The 23,383-nt window shown below is 71.3% G+C and carries 20 protein-coding genes; 8 read left to right on the plus strand and 12 right to left on the minus strand.

From position 1 onward, the window contains the following. Window positions 1-29: 29 nt before the first annotated feature. The 3 genes from ACQHII_RS43895 to ACQHII_RS43905 form a co-directional block, all read right to left on the minus strand. Complete coding sequence (locus ACQHII_RS43895; protein WP_427924510.1) at window positions 30-701, minus strand: cyclase family protein; 672 nt, start codon at window positions 699-701, stop codon at window positions 30-32. Further along, window positions 701-2,287, minus strand: a complete 1,587-nt coding sequence (locus tag ACQHII_RS43900; protein ID WP_427924511.1) for a purine-cytosine permease family protein — start codon at window positions 2,285-2,287, stop codon at window positions 701-703. The genes ACQHII_RS43895 and ACQHII_RS43900 overlap by 1 nt, the downstream gene beginning before the upstream one ends. 209 nt (window positions 2,288-2,496) lie before the next feature. Next, window positions 2,497-3,048 carry a hypothetical protein gene (locus ACQHII_RS43905; protein WP_427924512.1) on the minus strand — a complete coding sequence of 184 codons (552 nt, stop codon included), beginning with the start codon at window positions 3,046-3,048 and terminating at the stop codon, window positions 2,497-2,499. A gap of 359 nt (window positions 3,049-3,407) precedes the next feature. On the opposite strand from ACQHII_RS43905, the gene ACQHII_RS43910 reads away from it, so the two are divergent. After that, complete coding sequence (locus ACQHII_RS43910; RefSeq protein ID WP_427924513.1) at window positions 3,408-3,845, plus strand: protease inhibitor; 438 nt, start codon at window positions 3,408-3,410, stop codon at window positions 3,843-3,845. Window positions 3,846-3,983: 138 nt separating this feature from the next. Here the strand turns inward: ACQHII_RS43910 and ACQHII_RS43915 are convergent, their stop codons facing one another. From ACQHII_RS43915 to ACQHII_RS43925, 3 genes are all read right to left on the minus strand, one after another. Next, on the minus strand, window positions 3,984-4,361 hold the full coding sequence (locus ACQHII_RS43915) for an STAS domain-containing protein (protein WP_427924514.1): 378 nt from the start codon (window positions 4,359-4,361) through the stop codon (window positions 3,984-3,986). A gap of 136 nt (window positions 4,362-4,497) precedes the next feature. Then, window positions 4,498-5,004 (minus strand): methyltransferase family protein, encoded by a 507-nt coding sequence (locus ACQHII_RS43920; protein WP_427924515.1) that lies wholly within the window; start codon window positions 5,002-5,004, stop codon window positions 4,498-4,500. Between the two features lie 104 nt (window positions 5,005-5,108). Continuing rightward, entirely contained in the window at window positions 5,109-6,614 is a 1,506-nt protein-coding gene (locus tag ACQHII_RS43925) for an MFS transporter (RefSeq protein ID WP_427924516.1), read from the minus strand. Window positions 6,615-6,738: 124 nt separating this feature from the next. Between ACQHII_RS43925 and ACQHII_RS43930 the strand changes: the two genes are divergently transcribed. Beyond that, window positions 6,739-7,581 (plus strand): alpha/beta fold hydrolase, encoded by an 843-nt coding sequence (locus ACQHII_RS43930; protein WP_427924517.1) that lies wholly within the window; start codon window positions 6,739-6,741, stop codon window positions 7,579-7,581. Here the strand turns inward: ACQHII_RS43930 and ACQHII_RS43935 are convergent. Next, window positions 7,575-8,252: a TetR/AcrR family transcriptional regulator gene (locus ACQHII_RS43935; protein WP_427924518.1), complete on the minus strand. Its 678-nt coding sequence runs from the start codon at window positions 8,250-8,252 to the stop codon at window positions 7,575-7,577. The two genes, ACQHII_RS43930 and ACQHII_RS43935, sit on opposite strands and share 7 nt — an antisense overlap. Window positions 8,253-8,328: 76 nt before the next feature. Here ACQHII_RS43935 and ACQHII_RS43940 point away from each other — a divergent pair, with 76 nt between their 5' ends. From ACQHII_RS43940 to ACQHII_RS43950, 3 genes are all read left to right on the plus strand, one after another. Beyond that, the gene (locus ACQHII_RS43940) at window positions 8,329-8,769 is read left to right on the plus strand and encodes a VOC family protein (protein WP_427924519.1); all 441 of its coding nucleotides are present in this window, start codon (window positions 8,329-8,331) and stop codon (window positions 8,767-8,769) included. Window positions 8,770-8,848: 79 nt separating this feature from the next. Beyond that, window positions 8,849-9,214 carry an ArsR/SmtB family transcription factor gene (locus tag ACQHII_RS43945; protein ID WP_427924520.1) on the plus strand — a complete coding sequence of 122 codons (366 nt, stop codon included), beginning with the start codon at window positions 8,849-8,851 and terminating at the stop codon, window positions 9,212-9,214. Window positions 9,215-9,220: 6 nt separating this feature from the next. After that, window positions 9,221-9,748: an SRPBCC family protein gene (locus ACQHII_RS43950; RefSeq protein ID WP_427924521.1), complete on the plus strand. Its 528-nt coding sequence runs from the start codon at window positions 9,221-9,223 to the stop codon at window positions 9,746-9,748. A gap of 24 nt (window positions 9,749-9,772) precedes the next feature. Here the strand turns inward: ACQHII_RS43950 and ACQHII_RS43955 are convergent, their stop codons facing one another. The 4 genes from ACQHII_RS43955 to ACQHII_RS43970 all read right to left on the minus strand — a co-directional run bounded on the left by ACQHII_RS43955 (window position 9,773) and on the right by ACQHII_RS43970 (window position 15,965). Further along, window positions 9,773-12,589 (minus strand): NHLP bacteriocin export ABC transporter permease/ATPase subunit, encoded by a 2,817-nt coding sequence (locus ACQHII_RS43955; protein WP_427924522.1) that lies wholly within the window; start codon window positions 12,587-12,589, stop codon window positions 9,773-9,775. A gap of 1 nt (window position 12,590) precedes the next feature. After that, window positions 12,591-14,813 carry an NHLP family bacteriocin export ABC transporter peptidase/permease/ATPase subunit gene (locus tag ACQHII_RS43960; protein ID WP_427924523.1) on the minus strand — a complete coding sequence of 741 codons (2,223 nt, stop codon included), beginning with the start codon at window positions 14,811-14,813 and terminating at the stop codon, window positions 12,591-12,593. After that, on the minus strand, window positions 14,810-15,616 hold the full coding sequence (locus ACQHII_RS43965) for an HlyD family efflux transporter periplasmic adaptor subunit (RefSeq protein WP_427924524.1): 807 nt from the start codon (window positions 15,614-15,616) through the stop codon (window positions 14,810-14,812). Before ACQHII_RS43965 ends, ACQHII_RS43960 begins: the two co-directional genes overlap by 4 nt. A gap of 133 nt (window positions 15,617-15,749) precedes the next feature. After that, window positions 15,750-15,965 carry a type A2 lantipeptide gene (locus tag ACQHII_RS43970; protein ID WP_328826744.1) on the minus strand — a complete coding sequence of 72 codons (216 nt, stop codon included), beginning with the start codon at window positions 15,963-15,965 and terminating at the stop codon, window positions 15,750-15,752. Window positions 15,966-16,724: 759 nt separating this feature from the next. Here ACQHII_RS43970 and ACQHII_RS43975 point away from each other — a divergent pair. Then, complete coding sequence (locus ACQHII_RS43975; protein ID WP_427924525.1) at window positions 16,725-18,116, plus strand: S1 family peptidase; 1,392 nt, start codon at window positions 16,725-16,727, stop codon at window positions 18,114-18,116. Window positions 18,117-18,202: 86 nt separating this feature from the next. On the opposite strand, the gene ACQHII_RS43980 is transcribed toward ACQHII_RS43975, so the two are convergent. Continuing rightward, window positions 18,203-20,353, minus strand: coding sequence for a SpoIIE family protein phosphatase (locus ACQHII_RS43980; protein ID WP_427925538.1), 2,151 nt, complete (start codon window positions 20,351-20,353; stop codon window positions 18,203-18,205). Window positions 20,354-20,523: 170 nt separating this feature from the next. Here ACQHII_RS43980 and ACQHII_RS43985 point away from each other — a divergent pair, with 170 nt between their 5' ends. After that, window positions 20,524-22,965, plus strand: coding sequence for a SpoIIE family protein phosphatase (locus tag ACQHII_RS43985; protein ID WP_427924526.1), 2,442 nt, complete (start codon window positions 20,524-20,526; stop codon window positions 22,963-22,965). An 81-nt stretch (window positions 22,966-23,046) separates the two neighbouring features. After that, a complete protein-coding gene (locus ACQHII_RS43990) occupies window positions 23,047-23,331 on the plus strand; it encodes a hypothetical protein (RefSeq protein WP_427924527.1) in 285 nt (94 codons plus the stop codon). Window positions 23,332-23,383: the final 52 nt, after the last annotated feature.

A 23,383-nucleotide genomic window follows, 5' to 3' on the forward strand; every position in this document is an offset into this window, starting at 1 on the left:
CGGGTCTGACAGCGGCCCGGCGCGGGCGATCAGACCGCCCGCGCGACCGCCCGCACCGGCGCGCCGTCCGCCCCCGGCAGCCGTAGCGGAAAGAGGAACAACTCCAGCTCCGGGAGGTCCACCACCTGCTCAAGCCCCGTGAGGTTCTCGGCGATCACCCCGCCCGCGCCGCACAGCACCCGGTGCGCGGGCAGGCCGAAGTCGGCCGTCGTATCGCCCGGTCGGGGCGTCGGATCGACACTGAGCGCGTCGACGGCGACCGTACGGACGCCCGCGTCTACGAGGGCTTCGGCGGACTCCGGAGTGAGCCACGGGTGGCCGAGGTAGTCGTCGGTGCCCCAGTGCGCCGACCAGCCCGTCGCCAGCACGAGCAGCGAACCGGGCCGCAGGCGCAGCTGGTCGAGCGCGGGTGTCAGCAGGGCGGGAGTGATCGGCGCCCTGGCCGGCAGCCCCCGTACGTCGGCCACGACCGCGGGCCCGGCGAAGCGTTCCAGGGGCAGCTCGTCGAGGAGGGGCCACGCGTCGTCCACGTGGTAGGGGGCGTCGACATGGGTGCCGGACTGCGAACCCAGGTGCAGGTGAAGGACGTTGACGCCGTCGCGGTGGACGGTCAGGGCGGGGGAGACCTCGACGGCCGGGTCACCGGGATACACGGGCATCCCGGTGACGACGGGCACCGACAGGTCGATCCAGGCCGGCATCAGCCGCTCTCGGTGGCCAGTGCGGGCGCCACGGCCGGCGCTCCGGGGCCGGTGATCGGCGGCACCGGGACCTCGACGGTGCGGGCCAGCCGCGCCCCCTCCGGCCCGTACACCGCGCGCGGTTCGGGGAACAGCCGGAGCAGGGACAGGAACAGCACGGCGGCCACCGCAAGCGACAGCGGCAGGCTGATGTCGACGCCGTTGGCCAGGTCGCCGAGCGGGCCGACGAACTGCCCCGGGATGTTGGTGAACAGCACGCCCACCACGGCGGCCACCCACCAGGCGGTCATGCCGCGCCAGTTCCAGCCGTGCGCGAACCAGTAACGGCCGCCGCGCTGACGGCGGTTGAAGACCTGGAGCGCGTCCGGGTCGTACCAGCCGCGTCGGGTGTAGAAGCCCAGCATCATCACGACCATCCACGGTGTCGTGCAGGTGATGATCATCGTGGCGAAGGTGGAGATCGACTGCACGAGGTCGAGGCCGAAGCGCCCGATGAAGATGAACGCGATGGACAGCACGCCGACCAGCAGCGTCGCCTGCACCCGCGACAGCCGGGGGAACACGGACGAGAAGTCGAGGCCGGTGCCGTAGAGCGAGGTCGTGCCCGTGGACATGCCGCCGATCAGGGCCAGCAGGCACACCGGCAGGAAGAACCAGCTCGGCGAGATCGCGAGGAGGCCGCCCACGAAGTCGGGGGCTGACGGGTCGACGTACTTGGGTGCCTTCGTCGCGATGATGCTCGCGGTCGCCAGGCCGAAGACGAACGGCAGGAGCGTCGCGATCTGGGACAGGAAGGCGGCCCCGATCACCTTGCGGCGCGGCGTGTTCGCCGGGATGTAGCGCGACCAGTCGCCGAGGAACGCACCGAACGACACCGGGTTGGAGAGCACGATCAGCGCCGCGCCGATGAACGACGGCCAGAACAGCGACTGCGTGGCCGCGTCCGCCGAGGACGTGAAGACACCGGCGTACGACGGGTCGAAGTCACCGGCGAACGCGATCGCGCCGAGCAGGAACAGGACGGTCGCGGAGGTCACGGCGATCTTGTTGACGAACAGCATGAACCGGAAGCCGTAGACACAGACCGCGAGGACCAGCCCGGCGAACAGCGCGTACGCGACGACGTACGACAGGGTGCTCTGCTCCAGGCCGAACAGCCGGTGCGCACCGCCGACCAGGGCGTCGCCGGAGCTCCACACGGAGATGGAGAAGAAGGCGACCGCGGTGAGCAGGGACAGGAACGAGCCGACGACCCGGCCGTGCACGCCCAGGTGCGCAGAGGAGGCGACCGCGTTGTTCGTGCCGTTGACCGGGCCGAAGACCGCCATGGGGCAGAGGATCAGGGCGCCCACGACGACTCCGAGGAGCGTGGCCGCGAGGCCCTGCCAGAAGGAGAGGCCGAACAGGATGGGGAAGGCGCCGAGGACGCAGGTGGAGAAGGTGTTGGCGCCGCCGAACGCGACCCGGAACAGGTCGAGCGGGGTGGCGGTGCGGTCCGCGTCGGGGATGCGCTCGACGCCGTAGGTCTCGACCTCGGTCAGGGACTGGCTCGGCGCGGCGGGGGAGGGGGCGGGCTGCGAGGGCAAGGAGGCTCCAGCGGGGGACGGCGGTGGAGCGCGGGGTGGCGCGGTGGCGGTGGGACGGCTGGTCACGCGCGCGGGGTGGGCGGGGTGAGCGGATGCCGTCCTCGGGGTGTCCGCCGACGCTACGGTCCGCCGCGATACCCGCACCAGAGGACGGTTCATCCATCTTTCGTGCCGTGGGTGGAGGAATCGTCCACCCAGAGGCTCCGTCGTCACTCGCTGTCGGCCGGGGTGTCCTCCGGTTCGGTGTCGGGGCCCTGGGCGCGGACCCGCTGGACGTGTTCGAGGGAGTCGCGCAGTTCGGTGAGCCAGTCGTCGGTGTGGCGCTGGACGAGGCGCACGCACCAGGCGAGGGCGTCACTGCGGCTGCGGGCCACGCCGGCCGCGATGAGGGTGTCGAGGACCTGGCGCTCGGGCTGGCGCAGCCGGGTCATGACGGGCGCGGAGATGTGGGTGAACAGGGAGCGCTCCCCGGCGCACTCCGCACCCCACGAGACCTTCCTGCGGAACCGGTGCTCGGCCTCGCGGGCGACCGCGATCCGGGTCTCCCGGGTGCGCTCCCGGAACTCCTGGACGCGGCCCTGGACCGCCGCCTCCTTCTCGGCGTCCGAGACGTCCTCGGCCAGCTTGGGCGCGGGGATGCGGCCGATGACGGTGACCTCCTCGCGGTCGACCGTGACCTCGACCAGCTCCTCGAAGAGGTCGTCGGGCAGGCGGCCGGTGAACCAGCCGCGAAGCTTCTCCTGCTGCTCTGTCGTAATCATGTAATGACGATTACTCGCCTGCACCGCGAACGCAAGGGGCTGCGGTGGAGTGCGCCGAGAGCTGAAGCGGAATGTTTCGGGACTGTTTCAGGACGATTGGCGAGGACGGGTAAACCGGCCAACCGGCCCGATTCGGCGCTCGCGAGGCCCGTGGTTCCGGGGTTCGCGCGTTCGAATTCTGTGACTTCACGCCACTGATTCAACACGCAAGGTTACTTAAACCTGTGGGTCTGATGTGTGTTCCGGCGGCGGACTCGGCAGAGTGGCGCCCGCCGGTTCGGCACCGACCGAGCGGGACCGGCATCTCTTCGAACCGATCCGTTCGTGATCGGTTCGTATCGAGCGGAAGGATGCACACAATGCGGAACACCGCGCGCTGGGCAGCCACTCTGGGCCTGACGGCCACCGCCGTCTGCGGGCCCCTCACCGGGACCGCCCTCGCGGCCCACGGCACCGGCCCGTCCGCGCTCTACGCCCCGTCGGCCCTGGTGCTGACCATGGGCCACGGGGACGACGCCGCCCTCGCGACACCGGAACGCGCGGTGACCCTCACCTGCGCGCCCACCTCCTCCGGCACCCACCCCTCCGCTGCCACGGCCTGCGCCGAACTGCGCGGGATCGGGGGCGACTTCGACGCCCTGGCGGCCCGGAGCGATGTGCTCTGCAACAAGCTCTACCGGCCCGTCGTCGTCACCGTCGAGGGTGTCTGGCAGGGCAAGCGCGTCTCCTACGAGCGCGCCTTCTCCAACGAGTGCGTGAAGGACTCCTACGGGTACGGAGGTGTCTTCACGTTCTGAGAGACCGGGGTCGCACGGTCTCCGTGAGCATCAGGAAGGGTCCGTAGCTGGGGAGTGCGCACCCCTGTCGCGGAGTACGGCGATCCCGCACCAGGGGTCGGCCGGGCGGTGTGGGGTCGCCCGAGCCGGCCCCTGCTTTCATTGCGGCCTCTCCTCCTGGGAGGGCAGCACGCGCAGCGGCGGAAAGCGGCCGAGCAGACCCGAGGCGCGCAGCAGCCGGTCGATGCGCGGCCCGTCGGAGACGATCCGCAGCCGCCCGCCGCGCTCCCTCGCCCGCGCTTCGGCCCGGCACAGGACGCGCAGCCCCGAGCAGTCCAGGAACTCGACGGGCCGCAGATCCACCAGCACGTCCGGTTCCGCGACCGCCGTCGCGGCGTCCAGGTGCTCGACGACCAGACCGGCGGTCGCCATGTCGATCTCCCCCGAGACCTCGACCACCGTGAAGCGGCCGTACGGCCGTGTCAGGGCGCAGGAGTTGGCCGGGGGACTGTCGCGTTCGTCCGCTTCCGCTGTCATGGCCGCTCCACCTCGGCACGGGGCGCATTCGGTTTCGGTAGTTACCCCGGAGAAGCCCTGAGCATCCATGACACGCCGCCCGCAAGATCTGGTTCACTCGACATGGTGAACTTCGGTCAAAAAGGTTGACTTTCTGTCAATAGGCGGTCGAGTCCTGGCTCCAGGGTCGAAGACGAGGCCACCACCCCGGCACCGCCTCGCGGTAGCGGTCGTAGTCGGCACCGAATCTGCGCCCCAGGTCGGGCTCCTCGTACCAGCGCGCGAACGCCCACATCAACAGCCCCGCACAGCCGCCGTAGACGAACAGGACGGGCCGTGCGAGCAGCAGGGCCTGGCCGGCGATCGTCGCGTCCACCGCCACGTACATCGGGTTGCGGACGTAGCGGTACAGCCCGCCCACGACCAGCCGCTCCGTCGGTGCGACCGGTGCCGGAGTGCCGACCCCCTCGGTCACGAACCGTGCGAAGGCCATCAGCAGTACGGCCGTACCGGCCGCGAGCGGTACGAGGCCCAGCAGCCGCAGCGGCTGCCACCAGTCGCCGGCCCGCCATCCGGTCAGCCACCACGGCAGCAGGACGGCCACGGTGCCCGGGGCGAGCGCCAGGAAGAGCGAACTGCCGTATGCGGCCACCGATGTGCGCATACCGCCACCATCGCGCCGAAGCGGAGCCGAAGAGAAGAGGGGCCGCCGTCTCCCTGCGGACGGCGACCCCTCGGTCCTTGCGGCTCACCTCGCGGCGGAACGGATCACATGTGGACGACCGGTGCGGCGTCCGCGTCCTGCTCCGGAACCCCGCGGCGGTAGAGCGTGAGCGCGATCAGCGTGCCCGCGGCGAAGAAGCCTGCCGACCACCAGAACGCGGTGGTGTAGCTCTCGATCGTGGCCTGCGCCTGGACCAGCTTGCTGGTCGCGTCCTTCCCGGCCAGGTAGTCCGTCGCGGCGCTCGCGGCCAGCGTGTTCAGCAGCGCCGTACCGATCGAACCGCCCACCTGTTGCATGGCGTTGACCGTCGCCGAGGCGACACCCGCGTCCTCCGCGGCCACACCACCCGTGGCGAGCTGCATCGCCGGCGGCATCACCATGCCGAGGCCCGCGCCGATCACGATCAGCTGCGGCAGGACGTGGCTCGCGTAGGACGAGCCGACCCCGATGCCGGTCAGCCAGGCCATGCCGACCATGGCGACGGCGAAGCCCAGCGGAATGACGACCTTCGGGCCGAGGCGCGGCACCAGGACCGTGGTGCCCACCTGCGCCATCACCATCAGCGCACCGATCATCGGCAGGAACGCGACACCGGTCTTGGTCGGGCTGAAGCCCAGGTTCAGCTGGAGGTAGTAGGTGAGGAACAGGAACACACCGAACATGCCCGCACCGGTGATCAGCACGGCGAGGAACGAAGCGCCCCGGTTGCGGTCGAGCAGGATGCGCAGCGGCAGCAGCGGGTGCTCGGCGCGGTTCTGCCACCAGACGAAGGCCGCCAGCAGGACGACGCCCACGATCAGGAAGCCCCAGGTCTGCGGTGAACTCCAGTCGTGCGTCTCGGCGTTGGAGAAGCCGTAGACGAGGGAGAACAGACCTCCGGCGACCAGTACCGTGCCCGGCACGTCCAGCTTGGAGCCGGCCGCGTCGCGGTGGTTGGAGAGCAGGACCCAGCCGCCGGCGAAGGCGACGAAGGCGATGGCCACGTTGACGTAGAGCGTCCAGCGCCAGTCGAAGGCGTCGGTCAGTACACCGCCGAGCAGCAGGCCCACCGCGCCGCCGGCGCCCGCGATGGCGCCGTACACGCTGAAGGCCCGGGCGCGCTCGCGGGCGTCCGTGAACGTCGTGTTGAGCAGGGAGAGGGCGGCCGGCGCGAGCAGCGCGCCCGCGACACCCTGGAGGGCGCGTGCGGTGACCAGCATGCCGAAGCTGTTGGCGGCACCGCCGAGGGCGGAGGCGCCGGCGAATCCGACGACACCGACGAGGAAGGCGGTCTTGCGGCCGAAGAGGTCGGCGATCCGACCGCCGAGCAGCAGCAGGGAGGCGAACGCCAGGGCGTACGCGGTGACGATCCACTGCCGGTTGCCGTCGGAGAAGCCGAGGTCCTTCTGGGCGGACGGCAGGGCGATGTTCACGATGGTGGCGTCGAGGACGACCATCAGCTGAGCCACGGCGACGATCGCGAGGATCCACCACCGCTTCGAGGAGGACGCGGCGGGCTGCGCCTCCGTGACACCCGAATGGATGCCTTCGGTCAGTGTCTTCTGGGACATCGGGAACCACTCCAGGGAAGTCGTTCGGGGTTTACCAAAACGTAAACGAAACGGTTTCGTACACATCGACACTAGAGCACTTTCAGCGAAACGGCAACGTTTCGCTGAGGACGGGGATCCAGGCATGCGCGAGGGCAGGTTCGAGGCCGAAGGGGCCGGGCTGTACTACGAGGTGCGCGGCGGCGGCCCGGCGCTGTTGATGATCAGCGGGGCCGGAGGGGACGCCGGCTACTACGACGGCGTCGCGGAGATCCTTTCCGACGCTTTCATGGTGATCTCCTACGACCGGCGCGGCAACTCGCGCAGCACCGGCCGGACCGCGACGCCGATGGACCTCGCCGTCCAGGCCGCCGACGCCCGTGCGCTCATCGACGGCCTGGCCGGCGGACGGGCGCTGGTCTTCGGCAACAGCGGGGGCGCGATCATCGGACTCACGCTGGCCGCGCTGCACCCGGAGGTCATGACGGGCCTGATCGCCCATGAACCGCCCGCCGTGAACGTCCTGCCCGACGGCGACCCCGGGCGCGGCTTCTTCGCCGAACTCGCCGCGCTGTACGCGCAGGGCGGTGCGCCGGCGGCGGGGCGCCGGTTCGCCGAGACCACCCGCGGCGAGGGCACGTACCGCTGGCCGGGCGAGCTCTGGAAGCGGTTCCTGGGAAACCAGGACCACCTCTTCGGCGCGGAGTGGTCGGGCTTCGCAGGCTTCCGGCCCGACGAGACCGCGCTCAAGTCGGCCCCGTTTCCCGTCGTGTTGGGCGCGGGAGCGGAGGATCGGGGCACGTACTACGCTCGCCCGTCGATCGAGATCGCCCGCCGGATCGGGGCGCCGTGGGCCGAATTCCCCGGCATCCACATGGAGTTCCTGCGTGATCCGGCTCAATTCGCCGCCGCCGTGCGGGTGTTGGCGACCCAGATGCACAGCCGCGACGGTGACGTCCCCGCACTCTGGAACGGGGCGGATCAGTGAGGGCCGAGCAGCTCCGTGACCAACACCCGCCGCAGCCACGCCCGGTAGGCCTCCCGCGTCCAGCCCCGGTGTCTGCGCAGGAGTTGATGCATGTGCGGTGACGCGAGCGCGTAGAGCGTGTCGGCGGCGGTGCGCGCGTCGAGGCCCGCGCGCAGTGCCCCGCGCTCCTCAAGTGCCGTGGTCAGGGCCAGATGCACGCCGTACGTCGCCTCGGCGCCGGCGTCCGCCGACGCCCGCATGTCCGGGTCCGCGCCCGCCGCCTCGACGGTCACCATGATCAAGTCGCCGGCGCGCTCCAGCAGTTCGGTGAGCTGGTCGACGCTGCGGCCGATCGCGCGCCCGGGGTCGGGCTCGTCCCGGATCTCCAGGGTCTCGGGGCGGTCCGGCACCGCGACCGGCGCCTCGTCGCCCGCGATCGCGACACCCAGGGTGTGCCCGAACAGGGCCGCCTTGCTGGGAAACGCGTCGTACAGCGTGCGCTCGCCGACACCGGCCAGCGCCGCCACCTCCTTCATGCGCGTGCCCGTGAACCCCTTCTCCGTGAACAGCAGGGCGGCCGCCTCCCGGATGCGGACACGGGTCGCCGCGGCGGTCTCGGCGCGTCTGGCGGAGCGGTAGGGCCGCTTCCGGTCGCTGTTCCGGTTGCTCTTCTGGTTGACGGGGTCGGACATGGGGAGGAGTCTAGAAGTAAATCGTCGCAGTGGCGCTGCGGTGAAATCGATCAGGGCGATGAGGAGTGTGGGTGCCATGCCGGAGCTCGCCGGAATCCACCACGTGAAGCTGCCCGTCACCGATCTCGACCGCTCGCGCGACTGGTACGGCCGCGTCCTCGGCTTCAAGGTCACGCACGAGTTCCCGGACGCGGAGGACGGAGTCGTGCGCGGAGTCGCGGGGGAGGTGCCGGGGCTCGGCGACTCGATGCTCTGTCTGCGGGTCAACTCCCGGGCCGCGCAGGGCTGTCAGGGCTTCGACCCGGTCAGCTTCGCGGTCCCGGACCGCGCCGGCATCGAGGCCTGGGCCGCCCACCTCGACACCCTCGGCGTCCCCCACTCCCCGGTGATCGAGGCCTCGATCGGCTGGCTGCTGGTCTTCAACGACCCGGACGGCCTCGATCTGCATCTGTACAGCTGGGCGGCGCACGGGGTGGATCACGCGGACATCCCCGGGTACGGCCGCCCGGTCTCCTGAGCGGGCACGTGGCTTCCTGGGCGGGGCGTCGGGTGTACATGCCTTGACCGGCATATAACCACGGAGGCATATTGGGCTCATGTCCGACGCCTCGCTCTGGACCGCCCTCGCCGATCCCCACCGGCGGGCCATCGTCGCCCTCCTCCTGGAGCGGCCCCGGCCCGTCGGCGAGCTGGGGGAGGCCTGCGGTCTGAGCCAGCCCAGCACGTCGAAGCACCTGCGGGTGCTGCGGGACGCGGGCCTGGTCCGGGTACGGCAGGACGCGCAGCGCCGCGTCTACGCCCTCGACCCCGCCCCGATCGCCGCCCTCGACGCCTGGCTCGCCCCCTACCGCGAGCTGTGGAACCGCAGCCTGGACAGGCTGGGCCAACGCCTCGACGAGACGTCGTACGACACCGACACCGACACCGACACCGACACCGAGGAACCCACCCCGAAGGGCTGATCCACCATGTCCGTCGACCTCACCGGCACGTATCTGACGCTCGAAGACGGCCGCCCCGCCGTCCGTTTCAGCCGCGTCTACGACCAACCCCTCGACCGCGTCTGGCAGTTCGTGACCGACCCCGACGAACTCGCCCAGTGGTTCCCCTCGCGCGCCGAGTTCGAGCTGCGCCCCGGCGGCACGGTCACCTTCAGCGGCGACCCGAACATGCCGGAGTCGACCGGCAAGGTCATCGCCGTCGACCCGCCCCGGCACCTCTCGTTCGAATGGGGCGGCGACGAGCTGCGCTTCGACCTGGAGGAGGTCGAGGAGAAGCGCACCCGCTTCACCCTCACCAACGTCCTGAGCGCCGAGGACACCGCGTCCCGTAACGGGGCCGGGTGGGAGGTGTGCCTCGGCGCCCTGGACGCGAGGGCGCGCGGCGAGCGCACCGAGGGACCTCATGCGGGTGCCGGGGCGCCCTGGAAGGAGTTCTACGACGGCTACTTGGCGGCCGGGATTCCCTCCGGCGCGCCCGTGCCCGGCCTGGACTGACGTATCCCGGTTCGGGCCGGCCCGTCACGCCATCTGCCGCCGCACCAGCTCGTGCAACCGCCCGCCCGTGTCCGCCAACAGCTGGGCGGGCGGCCCCTGTTGGGCGACCTTGCCGTCCTCCATGACGACCACCCGGTCGGCGTCCAGGACGGTCGACAGGCGGTGCGCGATGACGATCCGGGTCGCGTTGAGGGCCTTGGTGCTCTCGATCACCGTGCGCTGGGTCTCGTTGTCCAGGGCGCTGGTCGCCTCGTCGAAGAAGAGGATGCGCGGCCGGCGGATCAACGCCTGCGCGATCATGAGGCGTTGACGCTGGCCGCCGGAGACCGCGCCGCTGCCCGCGACGATGGTGTGCAGGCCCATCGGCATCCGCCTGATGTCCTCGGCGAGCCCCGCCATCTCGGCCGCCGCCATCGCCTCCTCCGGGGTGAACGGCTCGGTGCCGCAGATGACGTCCAGGATGGAACCGGTGAACGGCTGCGCGTGCTGGAGCACCACCCCGCACTGCCGTCGTACGGCCGACTGGTCGAGGGCTCCCAGGTCCTGGCCGTCGTAGAGGACGCTGCCGGAGACCGGTCTGTCGAAGCCGATGAGGAGGCGCAGCAGGGTGGACTTGCCGCAGCCGCTGGGGCCGACGATCGCCACGAACTCGCCCGCGCGCACCTCGAAGGACACGTCGTCGAGGACGAGGGGGCCGTCGTCGGCGTACCGGAAGGACAGGCGGCGGGCCTCGATCGCGCCGGACAGCTGTCCGGGGCGGGTGCTCGCGGTGCGGACCTCCGGGGCCGCGTCCAGGACCGGCCTGATCTCCTCGAACAGCGGCAGTGCGGAGACCACCGAGACGAAGGCGCCGGTCAGACTGGTGACGGAGGTCAGGACCATCGTCACCGAGGTGTTGAAGGTGAGGAAGGCGGCGGCCGACATCGAGCCGCGTGCCGGGCCCGCGAGCAGCATGAACATCAGCAGGGTGCAGACGGGCAGATACACCGCGCCCATCACCGTGGTGAGGTTCTTGATCCGGCCGACCTTCTGCTGGAGTTCACGGCTGCGCGCGAACTCGGAGGCCCAGGCCGCGTAGGCGTAGTTCTCGGCCGCCGCGATCCGCAACTTCGGCAGTCCGCGCAGGGTTTGGAACGCCTGGTTGTTCAGCCTGTTGCCGAGCACGACCAGCTTGCGCTGCCAGCGCACCTGCCACAGGCCGAGCCCCAGGAACACGGCCGCGATCACCACGAGCATGCCGATCGCCGCGAGTGCCATCGACGCGCTGTACCAGAACAGCAGCCCCAGGTTCATCGCGCCGACCGTCACCGACTGGGCGACGACAGGGCCAATTCCCGCCAGCAGGCGGCGGATCGAGCTGATGCCCATCGCCGCGCTCGCCAGCTCACCCGTCGAGCGCTCGGTGAAGAACTTCGTCGGCAGCCTCAACAGGCGGTCCCAGACGGCCGGTTGGAGCGTGGCCTCGATCCGGCCCTCGAGCCGGAGGATGGTGAGGTTCTCCAGCAGCATGAAGGCCGCCGCCACCACGCTCGTCACCATGACGGCCAGACAGACCTGGACGATCAGATTCGTCTGGGCCCTCGGCACGAACTCGCCGAGCACCTTGCCCGTGGCGATCGGCACCAGCGCCCCGATCGCGACCGTCACCAGTCCGCTGACCAGCAGGTTGGAGAGGTCGCTCCCGGTGCCCTGCATGCTGAAGCGCAGCAGCCTCAGAGGACTGAGCCGGCGCTCGGGCAGCGGGCGGTAGAACATCACCGCGCGCGGCTCGAACTCCTCCGCGTTCGCCTTCTCGATCGGCGTCTCGCGGCCGGTCGCCGGATGGACGGCGACATAGCCGCCGCGCCGCCACAGCAGCGCGACCGGCGCCCCGGACAGCGCCCGATGGCCCACCAGCGGGCCGACGTTGTCCCGCCACCAGCGCCCGTCGAGCCGTACGGCCCGCACCCGGACCCGGGAGGCGAGGGCGATCCGCTCGACCGGGTCGAGGCGGTCGCTCTCGCTCCCGCTCTGCGCGGGTTCGGCCAGCGTGATGCCGGCCGCCTCCGCGACCAACTTGCAGGCCGCGTACGACGCGTCGGCATCCGCGGCCGTCGTGCGCCGCGCCGAGGACCTGCCGATCGACGCGAGCAGCGTCCGGTCGGCCTGCGCGCGGACCGCCTCACCGGCCTTGATACCGGCGGCGGTTCGTGTCTCGTGCGTCCGCTCCAGCTGCTCGATCCACTTGTCCAGCGTGGACAGGAGCCGGTACTGCTGGTCGACCATGCCCTGCCAGACACCGGGGTCCATCAGCAGATCGGCCGCCGCCTCGGCGCCGTACATCGACCCGTACTGCACGCTGCCCGGGGGCACCTGCATCCAGAAGACGTCGTCGTCGGTGAGCGCGGCGGCCCGTTCGCCGGCCATCGGCGCCTGGAAGAGGATGGAGAGACCGCGGCCCACGCCCAGGGCGAGGGCGTATTCGAGGGGGCTCGAAGTCGGCGGCACGTACTGGGGGTTGCCGTACTCGTCGTACGACCACGTCTGGGTGTTCGCGGGCTGGTACAGCTCCCGCAGGTTGATGCGGTGCACCACGCAGTCCCGCAACGGGCGTGCCACCAGGGTGTGTTGGGGGCCGGCGACCGGGCCGAGCAGCAGTGAGCCCGCCTCCAGCCGGCCGAGGTGGTGCCAGTGGCCCTGCTGTACGGCGTCCACCGCGAAGAGGTCGATGGCGCCCGACGCGACCAGCCAGAGCACCTGCGGGCCTTCGAGGTCCAGGCGGTTGAACCCGGCGCAGTCGATCGGCGTGCCCAGGGATCCCAGCGCGCCCAGGACCAGGTCGCCTTCGTGGAGGGACGTCATCTCAGTGCTCCTTGACCAGCGTGGCGTACGCGCCGCCGGCCGCCACCAGGGCGTCGTGGCGCCCGCGTTCCACGATCGTGCCGTGTTCGAGGACGACGATCTCGTCGCTGTCGCGCACCGTGCTGAGCCGGTGCGCGATCACCACGCAGGCGCAGCCGCGCTTGCGGAGGTTGTCCATCACGATCAGCTCGGTCTCCGCGTCCAGGGCGCTCGTCACCTCGTCGAGCACGAGGATGCTGGGCCTGCGCACCAACGCCCTTGCGATCTCCAGGCGTTGGCGCTGACCGCCGGAGAAGTTGCGCCCGTCCTGCTCGACCCGGCTGTGGATGCCGCCCGGTCTGCGCATGACGACGTCGTACAGGGCGGCGTCCCGCAGCGCGTCCGTCACGGCCTCGTCCGGGATCGACGGGTCCCACAGCGCCACGTTGTCGCGGACCGAGCCCTCGAAGAGGAACACGTCCTGGTCGACGAAGGACACGGAGGCGGCGAGCGCGCCGCGCGGGATGTCCTCAAGGCGGTGGTCGTCGATGCGGATCACGCCCTCCCAGGGCGTGTAGAGACCCGAAATGAGCCTGGACACCGTGGACTTGCCGCTGCCGGAGCCGCCCACCAGCGCCACCTGCTGGCCCGGTCCGACCGTGAGCGAGAAGCCGGTGAGGAGGGGCTTGTCGAGGGGGCTGTAGCCGAAGGTGATGTTCTCCAGCTCGACGTGTCCCTGAAGGCGGCGGGTCGAATCGGCGCCGCCCGCGCGGGAGTAGAGGGGATCGGCCTGGAAGTTCTCGACGTCCTTGAGCCGGGCCACGTCCGCCGCGAAGTCCTGGATGCGGCCCGCGACGCCGTTGAGCCGGGTGATCGGCGCGGTGAAGCGGGTGACCAGGGCCTGGAAGGCGACCAGCAGACCGACCGAGATGCCCCCCTCCACGGCCCGCATGCCGCCGATCCACAGGATCAGCGCGCTGTTGAGGGAGGCGAGCGTCGGTGCGACCACGCCCAGCCAGGCGCTCGGCACCCCGAGCCGCTGCTGCTCCTCCAGGGTGGTGGCGTGCTGCCCGGCCCACTTGCGGAAGTAGCCGTCCTCACCGCCGGTCGCCTTCATCGTCTCGATCAACTGGAGCCCGGTGTAGGCGGTGTTGGTCAACCGGGCGCTGTCGGCACGCAGTTTCGCCGTGCGGGTCGCGCGCAGCCGGATGACGACCCGCATCGCCACCACGTTCAGCAGCGCCACACCGATGCCCACATAGGTGAGTTGGGGGTCGTAGGTGTAGAGGAGCACCGCGTAGAGGACCACGACCACCGCGTCCACGCCCGCCGCCGAGAGGTCGCGGGCCAGGGTCTCCGCGACGGAGTCGTTCGACTGGAGGCGCTGGACCAGGTCGGCCGGGCTGCGCTGGGAGAAGAACGTCACCGGCAGCCGCAGCAGATGGCGCAGGAAGCGGGCGCTGGAGAGCGTGGAGGAGATGATGCGGCCGTGCAGCAGGTTCGCCTGTTGCAGCCAGGTCAGCACCAGGGTGAGCAGCACGCAGGTCCCCATGGACGCGAACAGCACGCCCAGCAGGGAGGTTTGACCACCTATCAGAAACATGTCGATGTAGGTCCGGCTGAGCGCGGGCATCGCCGCGCCGACCAGGACCAGCAGCAGGCTGGAGAGGACGGCGGCCGGCATCGTGCCCGCGGTGCCGCGCAGCCGGGCCGGCATCGCACCGAGCACACCCGGCTTGCGACCCCCCTTCTCGAAGCCGTCGCCCGGCTCCATGACCAGGACGACCCCGGTGAAGCTGGAGTCGAAGTCCTCCATGGGCACGAACCGGCGGCCCTTGCCGGGGTCGTTGATGTACACCCCGCGGCGGCCGAAGCGGCGGCCCATGCCGTCGTAGACGACGTAGTGGTTGAACTCCCAGAACAGGACGGCGGGGGACCTGACTTCGGCGAGGGCGGCGGTGTCCATCTGCATGCCCTTGGCCGTGAGGCCGTAACTGCGGGCCGCCTTCAGCAGGTTGCTGGCGCGCGAGCCGTCGCGGGAGACACCGCAGGCGATGCGCAGTTCCTCCAGCGGGATGTGGCGGCCGTAGAAGCCGAGGACCATCGCGAGGGAGGCGGCGCCGCACTCGACGGCCTCCATCTGGAGGACGGTGGGTGAACGGACCGTCTTCGCGCGGCCCTTGGGCACCGGGCGCTTCGGCGGCGCGGAACGGCGCCGGGAACGGGTGTCCTGCGCGGGGCTCAAGGCAGCAGCCAATCGAGGGGACGCTGGTCGGCCAGCCGGATCGAGGCCGAGGCCATGGTCATGGAGGTGAGCGCGAACGGCGGCCCGTCGGCGGACGACCACTTGTAACCGCTCTTCGTGCGCGCCGACCTGTCGAGCCTCACCAGCACGGCCACCGGCCTGCCCTTCTTGGTGAACTGCTCGCCCAGCTGGCTGTCCCCGAGGAACGCGGCGATCTGCTGCGCCGACTGGGCGGACCGGTCCACCGCCTTCACATGGCCGCGCAGCACGCCGTAGGTCTGTGTCGGCACGGACGAGACGGTCAGGTCGACGGCGGCGTTCGCGGGGACGGAGGCCGCGTTCTCGGCGGGGACGTACACCGTCGCGTAGAGCGGGTCGGTGGCGCGCGCGACCTTCTCCACGGCGGCGACGTTCGCGCCGGTCTGGATGATCTGGCCGATCGTGGCGGCGAGCGCGGTGATCCGGCCCGCGGCGACCGTGCGCACGACGGAGTCGCCGTCGGCCGTACGGACCTTGAGGACAGGGGAGTCGGCCGGCAGCCGCTCGCCCTCCTGGGCGACGACGGCCGTGACCTGTCCCGCGACCGGGCTCTGCAGGATGTAACTGCCCTCGCCGTGCGTGAGGATGGCGGACGCCCCGACCGTGGACGCCACGGAACCGGTCACCGCCCACACGGAGGCGGCGGCCACGACGACCACCGTCACACAGAGCACGAGCCAGCCCTGCGGACGCGCGAACCGCACCGGAAGATCGAGCTCCTCGGGCGACTGGAGCTTGGCGAGGGCCTGTTGGCGGAACTGCACGGAACTTCCCTCACCTGTGGGAGAGATCTTTTACAGCATCGGAGCACGGCATCGGAGCACAGCACCGGAGTACGGCACCCCAAGAGTCCCGGAGCCGGGAAGCGGCTCCGGGACTCGGTGGAACAAGGTGCGATCAGAGACCGGCGACCAGGTTCGTGACCGGGGCCACGTTCAGGCCGGTGACACCCTCGACGGTGCCGACGACCGTGTCGACCAGGCCGGAAACCGGGGCGACGCCGTCCACCAGGCCGGTGACGGTGCCGAGGGCGTTCACGGACAGACCGCCGGAGACGTTGTCGAGCTCGGCGTCGGAGATCTCGACGGTCTCAACCTGGGGGGTGGAGTTCATGATGGAACTTCCCTTCATATGGATATTCACAAGGGGGGAGCGGCCCCCTCTGGGGGACAGACGACGGCCGCGACCGCAGGCGCCGGGCGCCGTTTCCGGAGCCCTCGCGGCTCCTGCGGTGCGATGGATCAAAGCACGCCGCTGACGGGCGCAGCCAATCAAACTCCCGTCCCACCAGGGCACTTGAGCCCCAGGAGGCGCGAACCGTGCAGGCGTGGGCACGAGGTGTCGGCGAGTTCTTCACACGCTGCACCGCATCGCTCCGCGGGAGGGCTTGCGGCGCCGAAGCGGAATCGGGCACTCCCCACCAAAGGCGTTTCCGGGGGCGTGTGCATGTGCAGATCCGTCGAGTCCAGTGACTTCGATGGGTACGCGCTGTGCAGATTCCCTGAAGCCGGGATTCCGCCGATGGTTCTCGACGGACCGTTACTGATCGATCGCGTTCCGTTCCGGCCTGGGAGTCGGTCGACTGAGCGCGTGCGCGCTGCGGTTCGGGCGGCCACCGATTCGATCAAGACATCCGGCCGTTCGGCGGACACCGGACGCGGAGGGCCCGCCGCACTGTGCGCACAGGCCCGCAGCCACCTCGTACCCGTCCCAGGTCAGCGCTTGGACATGGCCGATTCGCGTTTTCGCAAAGGAAGTTGAGAAACGGAATTGAACACCTCACGTGACACGTGCGTATCAACGGGCATCCAGGCGCCCCCATAAGCCGCCACCCCGGCGGCACAGACCCCGGTCCCCAGGAGGTCGAGAAGTTTGAGTCACAAGCGAATTCCGAAGCGCAAGGCCGCGATAGCTGTCGGCGGTGTCGCTGCACTCGGAGCGGCGGCGATCCTGCTGCCGAACGCCAACGCGTCCCAGGACAACTCGGCAGGCGCCGCCACCCCCAAGACCCTCAAGGCGACGGGCGCCTCGGACCTCTCCTCGCAGATCGCCGGACTGCTCGGTGACGCCTTCGCCGGGTCCTACTACGACAGCGCCACCCAGCAGCTCGTCGTCAACGTGATCTCCGGCGACAACAACAACGTCGTCGTACAGGCGGAGAAGGCCGGCGCCAAGGTGCGCGAGGTGCAGAACAGCACCGCCGAACTCGCCGCCGCCGCCAAGGTGTTGAAGACCAAGGCCACCATCCCCGGTACCGCCTGGTCCGTCGACCCGAAGACCAACAAGATCCAGGTCCTCGCCGACAGCACCGTCACGGGCACCAAGTGGGACACCGTCCTGTCGACCGTCAAGAGCCTCGGCACGGACATGGCCACGGTCAAGAAGACCGCCGGCTCCTTCAAGACGCTGGTGTCGGGCGGCGACGCCATCTTCGCCCAGACCGACCAGGGCGGCGTCCGCTGCTCCCTCGGCTTCAACGTCACCGCGAGCGACGGCACCCCCGCCTTCCTGACCGCCGGGCACTGCGGCGTCGCGGCGAAGCAGTGGTCGGACACGCAGGACGGCCAGCCGATCGCCACGGTCGACCAGGCCGTCTTCCCCGGCAACGACTTCTCCCTGGTGAAGTACGACGACCCGGCCACCCAGACCACGAGCGACGTCAACGTGGGCAACGGCCAGACCGTCCAGATCACCCAGGCCGAGGACGCCACGGTCGGCACCCAGGTCTTCCGGATGGGCTCGACCACCGGTCTGCACGACGGCACGGTCACGGGTCTCGACGCGACCGTCAACTTCCAGAGCGAGACCGACCCCAACGGTGTCGACACCGTCAACGGTCTCATCCAGACGGACGTCTGCGCCGAGGCGGGTGACAGCGGCGGCTCCCTCTTCACCCAGGACGGCGGCGCGGTCGGCCTGACCTCCGGTGGCAGCGGCGACTGCACCAGCGGCGGCGAGACCTTCTTCCAGCCGGTCACCGCCGCGCTCACGGCGACCGGGGCCACCCTCGGCGACGCGGGTGCCGGTGCGGGCGCGGGTGCGGGCGACACCGCCACGGCGGACCCGTCGGCGACCGCGGCCGACCCGTCGGCCACCGACGGCACCGGCGACCAGTCCGGAGCCGTGGACCCGAGCGCCACGGACGGTACGGGCGACCAGTCCGGCGCGGTCGACCCGAACGCGACCGACGGCACCGGTGACGCCACCGGAGACGGGACGGGCACCGGAGCCGACGACGGTTCCTCGCTCACCTCGAACCACTGATCCGACCCCTTCCAGCGTTTCAGGTCGGCGGTGGATCGGTCCGGCCCTCCGGCGGGAGGGCCGGACCGCCCCGCGTTCACGTCGGGTCAGTCGGGGCCCGGCCCCCGGGCCCGCAGCAGTAGCAGCGCCACGTCGTCGATCCGCTCCCTCGCCGCGGCACTGTGCCGTACGAGTTCGTCGGCGATCTCCTCCAGCGGCAAGTCCCCTGCCGCTGCGAGGCGTTGGCCCAGTTCGGCCAGGGCGTCCTCGATGTCGACGCCGGGGGACTCGATGAGCCCGTCGGTGTAGAGCGCGAGGACCGAACCGGGCGCGAGATTCACCTCCGTCGTCGGATAGGTCGCTTCGGCGTCGATGCCCAGCAGCGGACCACCGGCCAGGTCCAGCACCCGCACCCGCCCGTCCGGACGGCGCAGCAACGGCGGCGGATGCCCGGCCCGCGCCATCACGGCCGTACCACGCGCGGGATCCAGCCGTAGATACAGACAGCTCGCGAACAGTTCCACGCCCAGGTCGATCAGCAGCCGGTTGGTGCTGCGCATGACCTCCTCCGGGGCCTGGCCGACCGTCGTGTACGCGCGGACGGCCGTCCGGATCTGGCCCATCAGCCCGGCCGCGGTCACGTTGTGCCCCTGGACGTCGCCGATCACCGCCGCCGGACCCGAGGTGGTGACCAGGTCGTAGAAGTCGCCGCCGATCTCCATGCCCTGGGTGGCCGGCAGATAGCGGGCGGCGGCCTCGACGCCCGGCAGCGGCGGCAGCGAGTGCGGCAGCAGCGCGGCCTGAAGCCCGTGCGCCAGCTGGTGCTTCGCGTCGTAGAGCAGCGCACGCTCCAGCGCCTGCGCGATCAGTCCGCCCAGACTCGTCAGGACCGCGCGCTCGTCCGCGAGGAACACATGCGGCTCGGGATAGGCTAGCACACAGGTCCCGACCGGCCGCCCGGACGCCACCAGCGGCAGATACGCCCAGGCCGCGAACCCGTCGGGGGTGGCGTTCCGGCTCGGATACAGCCGCTCCAGGTCCTGCCGGGAGTCGAAGAACGCGGGCACACCGCTGCTCAGCGCGGCCGTCCCCGGCGTCGACTCGGTCAGTGCCATCCCGTCGAAACGCTCCACCACCCGCGGATCGGGATAGCCGCGGTGCCCCAGCACATGCAGCCGCCCGCCCCGCGAACCGAGCACCACCAGCGCCTTGCTGCCCACGGCCGGCGCGACCTCGTCCGCGATCAGCGGCACCACGTCCTCCACCCCGACCGCCTCGGTCAGCGCCCCCGCCAGGCTCAGCACCTGGGAGATGGTCACCAGGCGCGACGGCCCCTCGCCCGGCCGCGGCCCCGCCCGGCCCAGCTCCGTCACCGCCCGCGCCCGGCTGATCCGCACACTCAGCCCGGTCGTGTTCGGATACATCCGGAACGACAGCCACTCGCCCGGCGGACGCAGCGCCACGAACGACGTGACCTGCTGACTGAGCAGCGCGGCCCGGTAACGGTCCTCGTACACCGGGTCGTTGAGCCAGGGCACGGCCGCCCACAACTGGGTGCCCAGCAGACTGCTCACCGACATCCCGAGCAGTTCCCCGGCCGCCGCGTTCGCGAAGCCCACGCGCCCGTGCAGATCCAGCGAGCACAACCCGTACGGCAGCCGGGCCACCATCCGCGCCGCCTCGACCGTGCCCAGCGTCCCGGCCACACTCGTCGCGGGCCCCGTAGCCAGCAGATCGGGCTCCGCACGCGCCGGCCTGCGCTCCTCCACGGCCCGCTCCAGCCGCACCGCGAGCCGGGCGCAGGCGCTGGTCAGCTGCTCGCGGTCCCGGTCGGACAGCACCGGCGGATGCGAACCGGGCCAGGTCACGAAGACCGAGCCGTAGACCGTGGACCCGGTGGCCACCGGCACCGCCGCCAGCGCGAAGGGATACGGCAGCACGACCGCGATCCGCGGATAGCGGCGGGCCATGTCCTCCTCGCCGCCGACCCAGATCAGCCGCCGCTCGCGCACCGCCTCGGCGACCGGGATCGGCGCGCTCAGCCCGACCCGCTCCCAGGGCGCGGCGAACGCCCGGGGCAGGCCCGCCATCACCGCCATCTCCAGCACCGGTTCCTCGGGCGTCAGCAGATAGACCGCGCCCGAGTGCGCGTGGACGGCGTCCATCATCGCGGCCAGCGCGAGCGACAGCGTCGGCCGGCCGTCCGGAGCCTGTCCGGACACCTGCCGGGACAACTGCCCGTCGGACACGCCGACCACCTCCTCGCCCGGCCGTGCCGTTTCGGGGCTCAGGCTCAGGCTCCACCCTGACGGCCCGACGCGCACGGCGAGTACGGTGCGGCAGGGCACTGAGGGCCATCCGGCCCCTCATCTCCACGGAACGGTCACAGGGGCTGCGCAGTCGCCGCATAAGCGCTGTAATTGCGGACGTGGTCAGTGAGGGCGCTGAGGGACGCAGAACGAGAACGCTGCGGGCCGAACTTGCCCTCAAAACGCTCACCACCGATCCCGACTCCCGCGAACGGCTGCGCCGGGTCCTCGAACAGGCCCTCGTCTTCGCCGGCGCCACCTTCGCCGGGGTGTACACGTCCGGTGAGGCCGACCTCCTGTGCCTGGTCGAGTCGGTCGGTGTGCCACGGACCCTGTACGGACTGCGGGACGGCTATCCGGCGTCCGGGGGAGCGCCGGTCGCCGAGGTGCGGCGGTCCGGGCACTCGGTGTGGCTCGGCCCCGAGGAACTGGCCGCCGGCGGCGACTCGCGGCGGCTGCCGACCGGGGAGTTCCATCTGGCGGTCCTGCCTGTGCGCGGCGACCGGGGCGGCGGCTGTCTGCTCGCCGTGAGCGAGCACCCGGCCGGTTTCGACACCGACGACCGCGCCTGCCTCACGCTGATCGCCGAGGCCGCCGCGATCCCGGTCCCGGACGAGGCCGTGACGGGCGGGGAACTGCCCGCGGGCTCCTTCGACCTGGCCATGGACACCGGACGGGTCGAGGTCGGCGGCGACATCCTGACGCTGTTCGGCCTGGGCCCGGACGACTTCGACGGCAAGGTCGAGACCCTCCTCGGACTGACCGTGCCGGAGGACCTGCCCTCGCTGATGTCCGTCGTCGAGGCCGACCACATGGCCATCGGCGACCGCGAGCTGGAGTTCCGCGTCCTTCAGCCCTCGGGACCTCCCAAGTGGCTGCGGCTGCGCGGCCGGCTCCTGCCCGGCGGCGACGGCCGCCCGGCCCGGCTCGTCGGCACCGTCGGCGACGCCTCCCAGCTGCGTTCCGGCGTCAACGACGTGGCCCGCGTCCAGCGCCTCGCCGCCGCGCTCGCCATGGCCGGCACGGTCCGCGACGTCAGCCAGGCCGTGGTCGCCGCGCTGCGCAAGCCGCTGCGCGCCGACCGGATCGCGCTCGCCGAACTGGAGGGCGACCGGCTCGTCGTCACCGTCCTCGACCCGCCCGAACCGGAGTCCTGGCCCGAGCTGTGGCGCCAGGAGTGGCGCAGCGAATGGCCCGACGCGCCCGTCCGTACGATGCCCACCCTCGCCGCCGCCCTGCGCGAGGGCCGCGCCGCGATCTGGCCCGCCGGCACCGACCTCGAACCCGCCCTCGCCGAGGTCGGACCGGGCGGCCTCGCCGTGCTGCCGCTGTCCGCCGGCGGCCGGGTGTCCGGGGCCTGTCTGATCGGCTGGGACGACCCGCACGTCTTCGGCCCCGACGAACGCGCCCTGCTCACCGCCTCCGCGGGACTCGCCGGCCAGGCCCTGATGCGCGCCCACGCCTTCGACGCCGAACACGAACTCGTCGGCATGCTCCAGCGCCAGCTGCTGCCGCGCCGGCTGCCGAAACTGCCCGGCGGGGTCGCAGTCGCCCGCTATCTGCCGACCACCGCGGGCCTTGAGGTCGGCGGTGACTGGTACGACGTGATCCCGCTGCCCGACAACCATGTGGCCCTCGTCATCGGCGACGTCCAGGGCCACAACGCGGGCGCCGCCACCCTCATGGGCCAGATGCGCACCGCGCTGCGCGCCTACGCCGTCGAGGGACACCCGCCCGACGTGGTCGTCTCCCACGCCAACCGGCTCCTTATCGACCTGGAGACCGACCTCTTCGCCACCTGTTGCTATGTCGACGTCGACATGGAGGAGGGGTCCGCCTGGTACGTGCGGGCCGGTCATCTGCCGCCCGTCCTGCGCCACCCGGACGGCAGCACCGAGATCCCCGACCTGGACGGCGGCCCACCGCTCGGCGTGGTCACCCAGGCCGACTTCCCGATGAGCGTGCTGCGGCTCCAGCCCGGCACGGTCATCGCGCTGACCACCGACGGCCTCGTGGAGTCCAAGGAGGCCGACATCGACGAGGGCCTCGACCGCCTCGCCCACGGTCTCGCCGTCTCCGACCCCGCCCACCTCGGCCTCGTCGCCGACGCCCTGCTCGGCAACGCCCGCCGCGACGACGACGTGGCGCTCCTCCTCATGCGCTACGACGGCCTCGCCACCCGCCCCCGGCGCGAGAACTGGACGGTGTGGCGCGTCCCCGAGGCGGCCCGGCACGCCCGCCGCTTCACCAGGCGCACCCTGCGCGTCTGGGGCGTCACCCAGGAGGTCGACACCATCCTCCTGGTCGTCTCCGAGCTGGTCACCAACGCCCTGGTGCACACCGACGGCCCGGTCCGCCTCGACCTCACCCTCGTCAACCACCGGTTCCGCGTCGCCGTCGCCGACTCCTCGCCGCGCACCCCGGTCAAGCCGACAAGCATCGGCTGGGAGGCCACCGGGGGCCGCGGGATCCTCCTCGTCGAGGCCATGTCGGCGGCCTGGGGCACGGTGCCGGTGAGCGGCGGCAAACAGGTGTGGGCCGAGATCGCGCTCGACCGGTAGACGGCCGCACGGGTGCCCGTCGGGGCGCGTAACGGCAGGTCGGAACGGCTGTACGCGTTCGCCGTGATGGGGTGCCTGCTTGTGGCACACACCTTCGAAGAACTGGTCGAGAAGCAGCGCGCGGCCGACCAGGCGCGCGCCAGGGTCAAGGAGATGCGGGACGCCCTCGGCGCCCCCGCCCACGAACCCTGGACCGAGGCCCAGACCGAGACCTACGAGACCGCGTGGCGGGCCTGGCGCGACCTGAGCCGAGATGTGCAGGCCGCGGCGGGTGAGTACGCGAAGGACGAGGGCCTGGACCGGGCCGAGGTCGTCGCGGACGTGGAGCGGGCGGCGGGTGATTTGCCCGATCCGTCGGGCGATTAGACACCTCCCGTCCCACCTATCGTTGGATGGTCGTAATAAACGAACATAGGGA

The organism is Streptomyces sp. cg40 (assembly GCF_050320165.1).
GTDB lineage: Bacteria > Actinomycetota > Actinomycetes > Streptomycetales > Streptomycetaceae > Streptomyces > Streptomyces hokutonensis.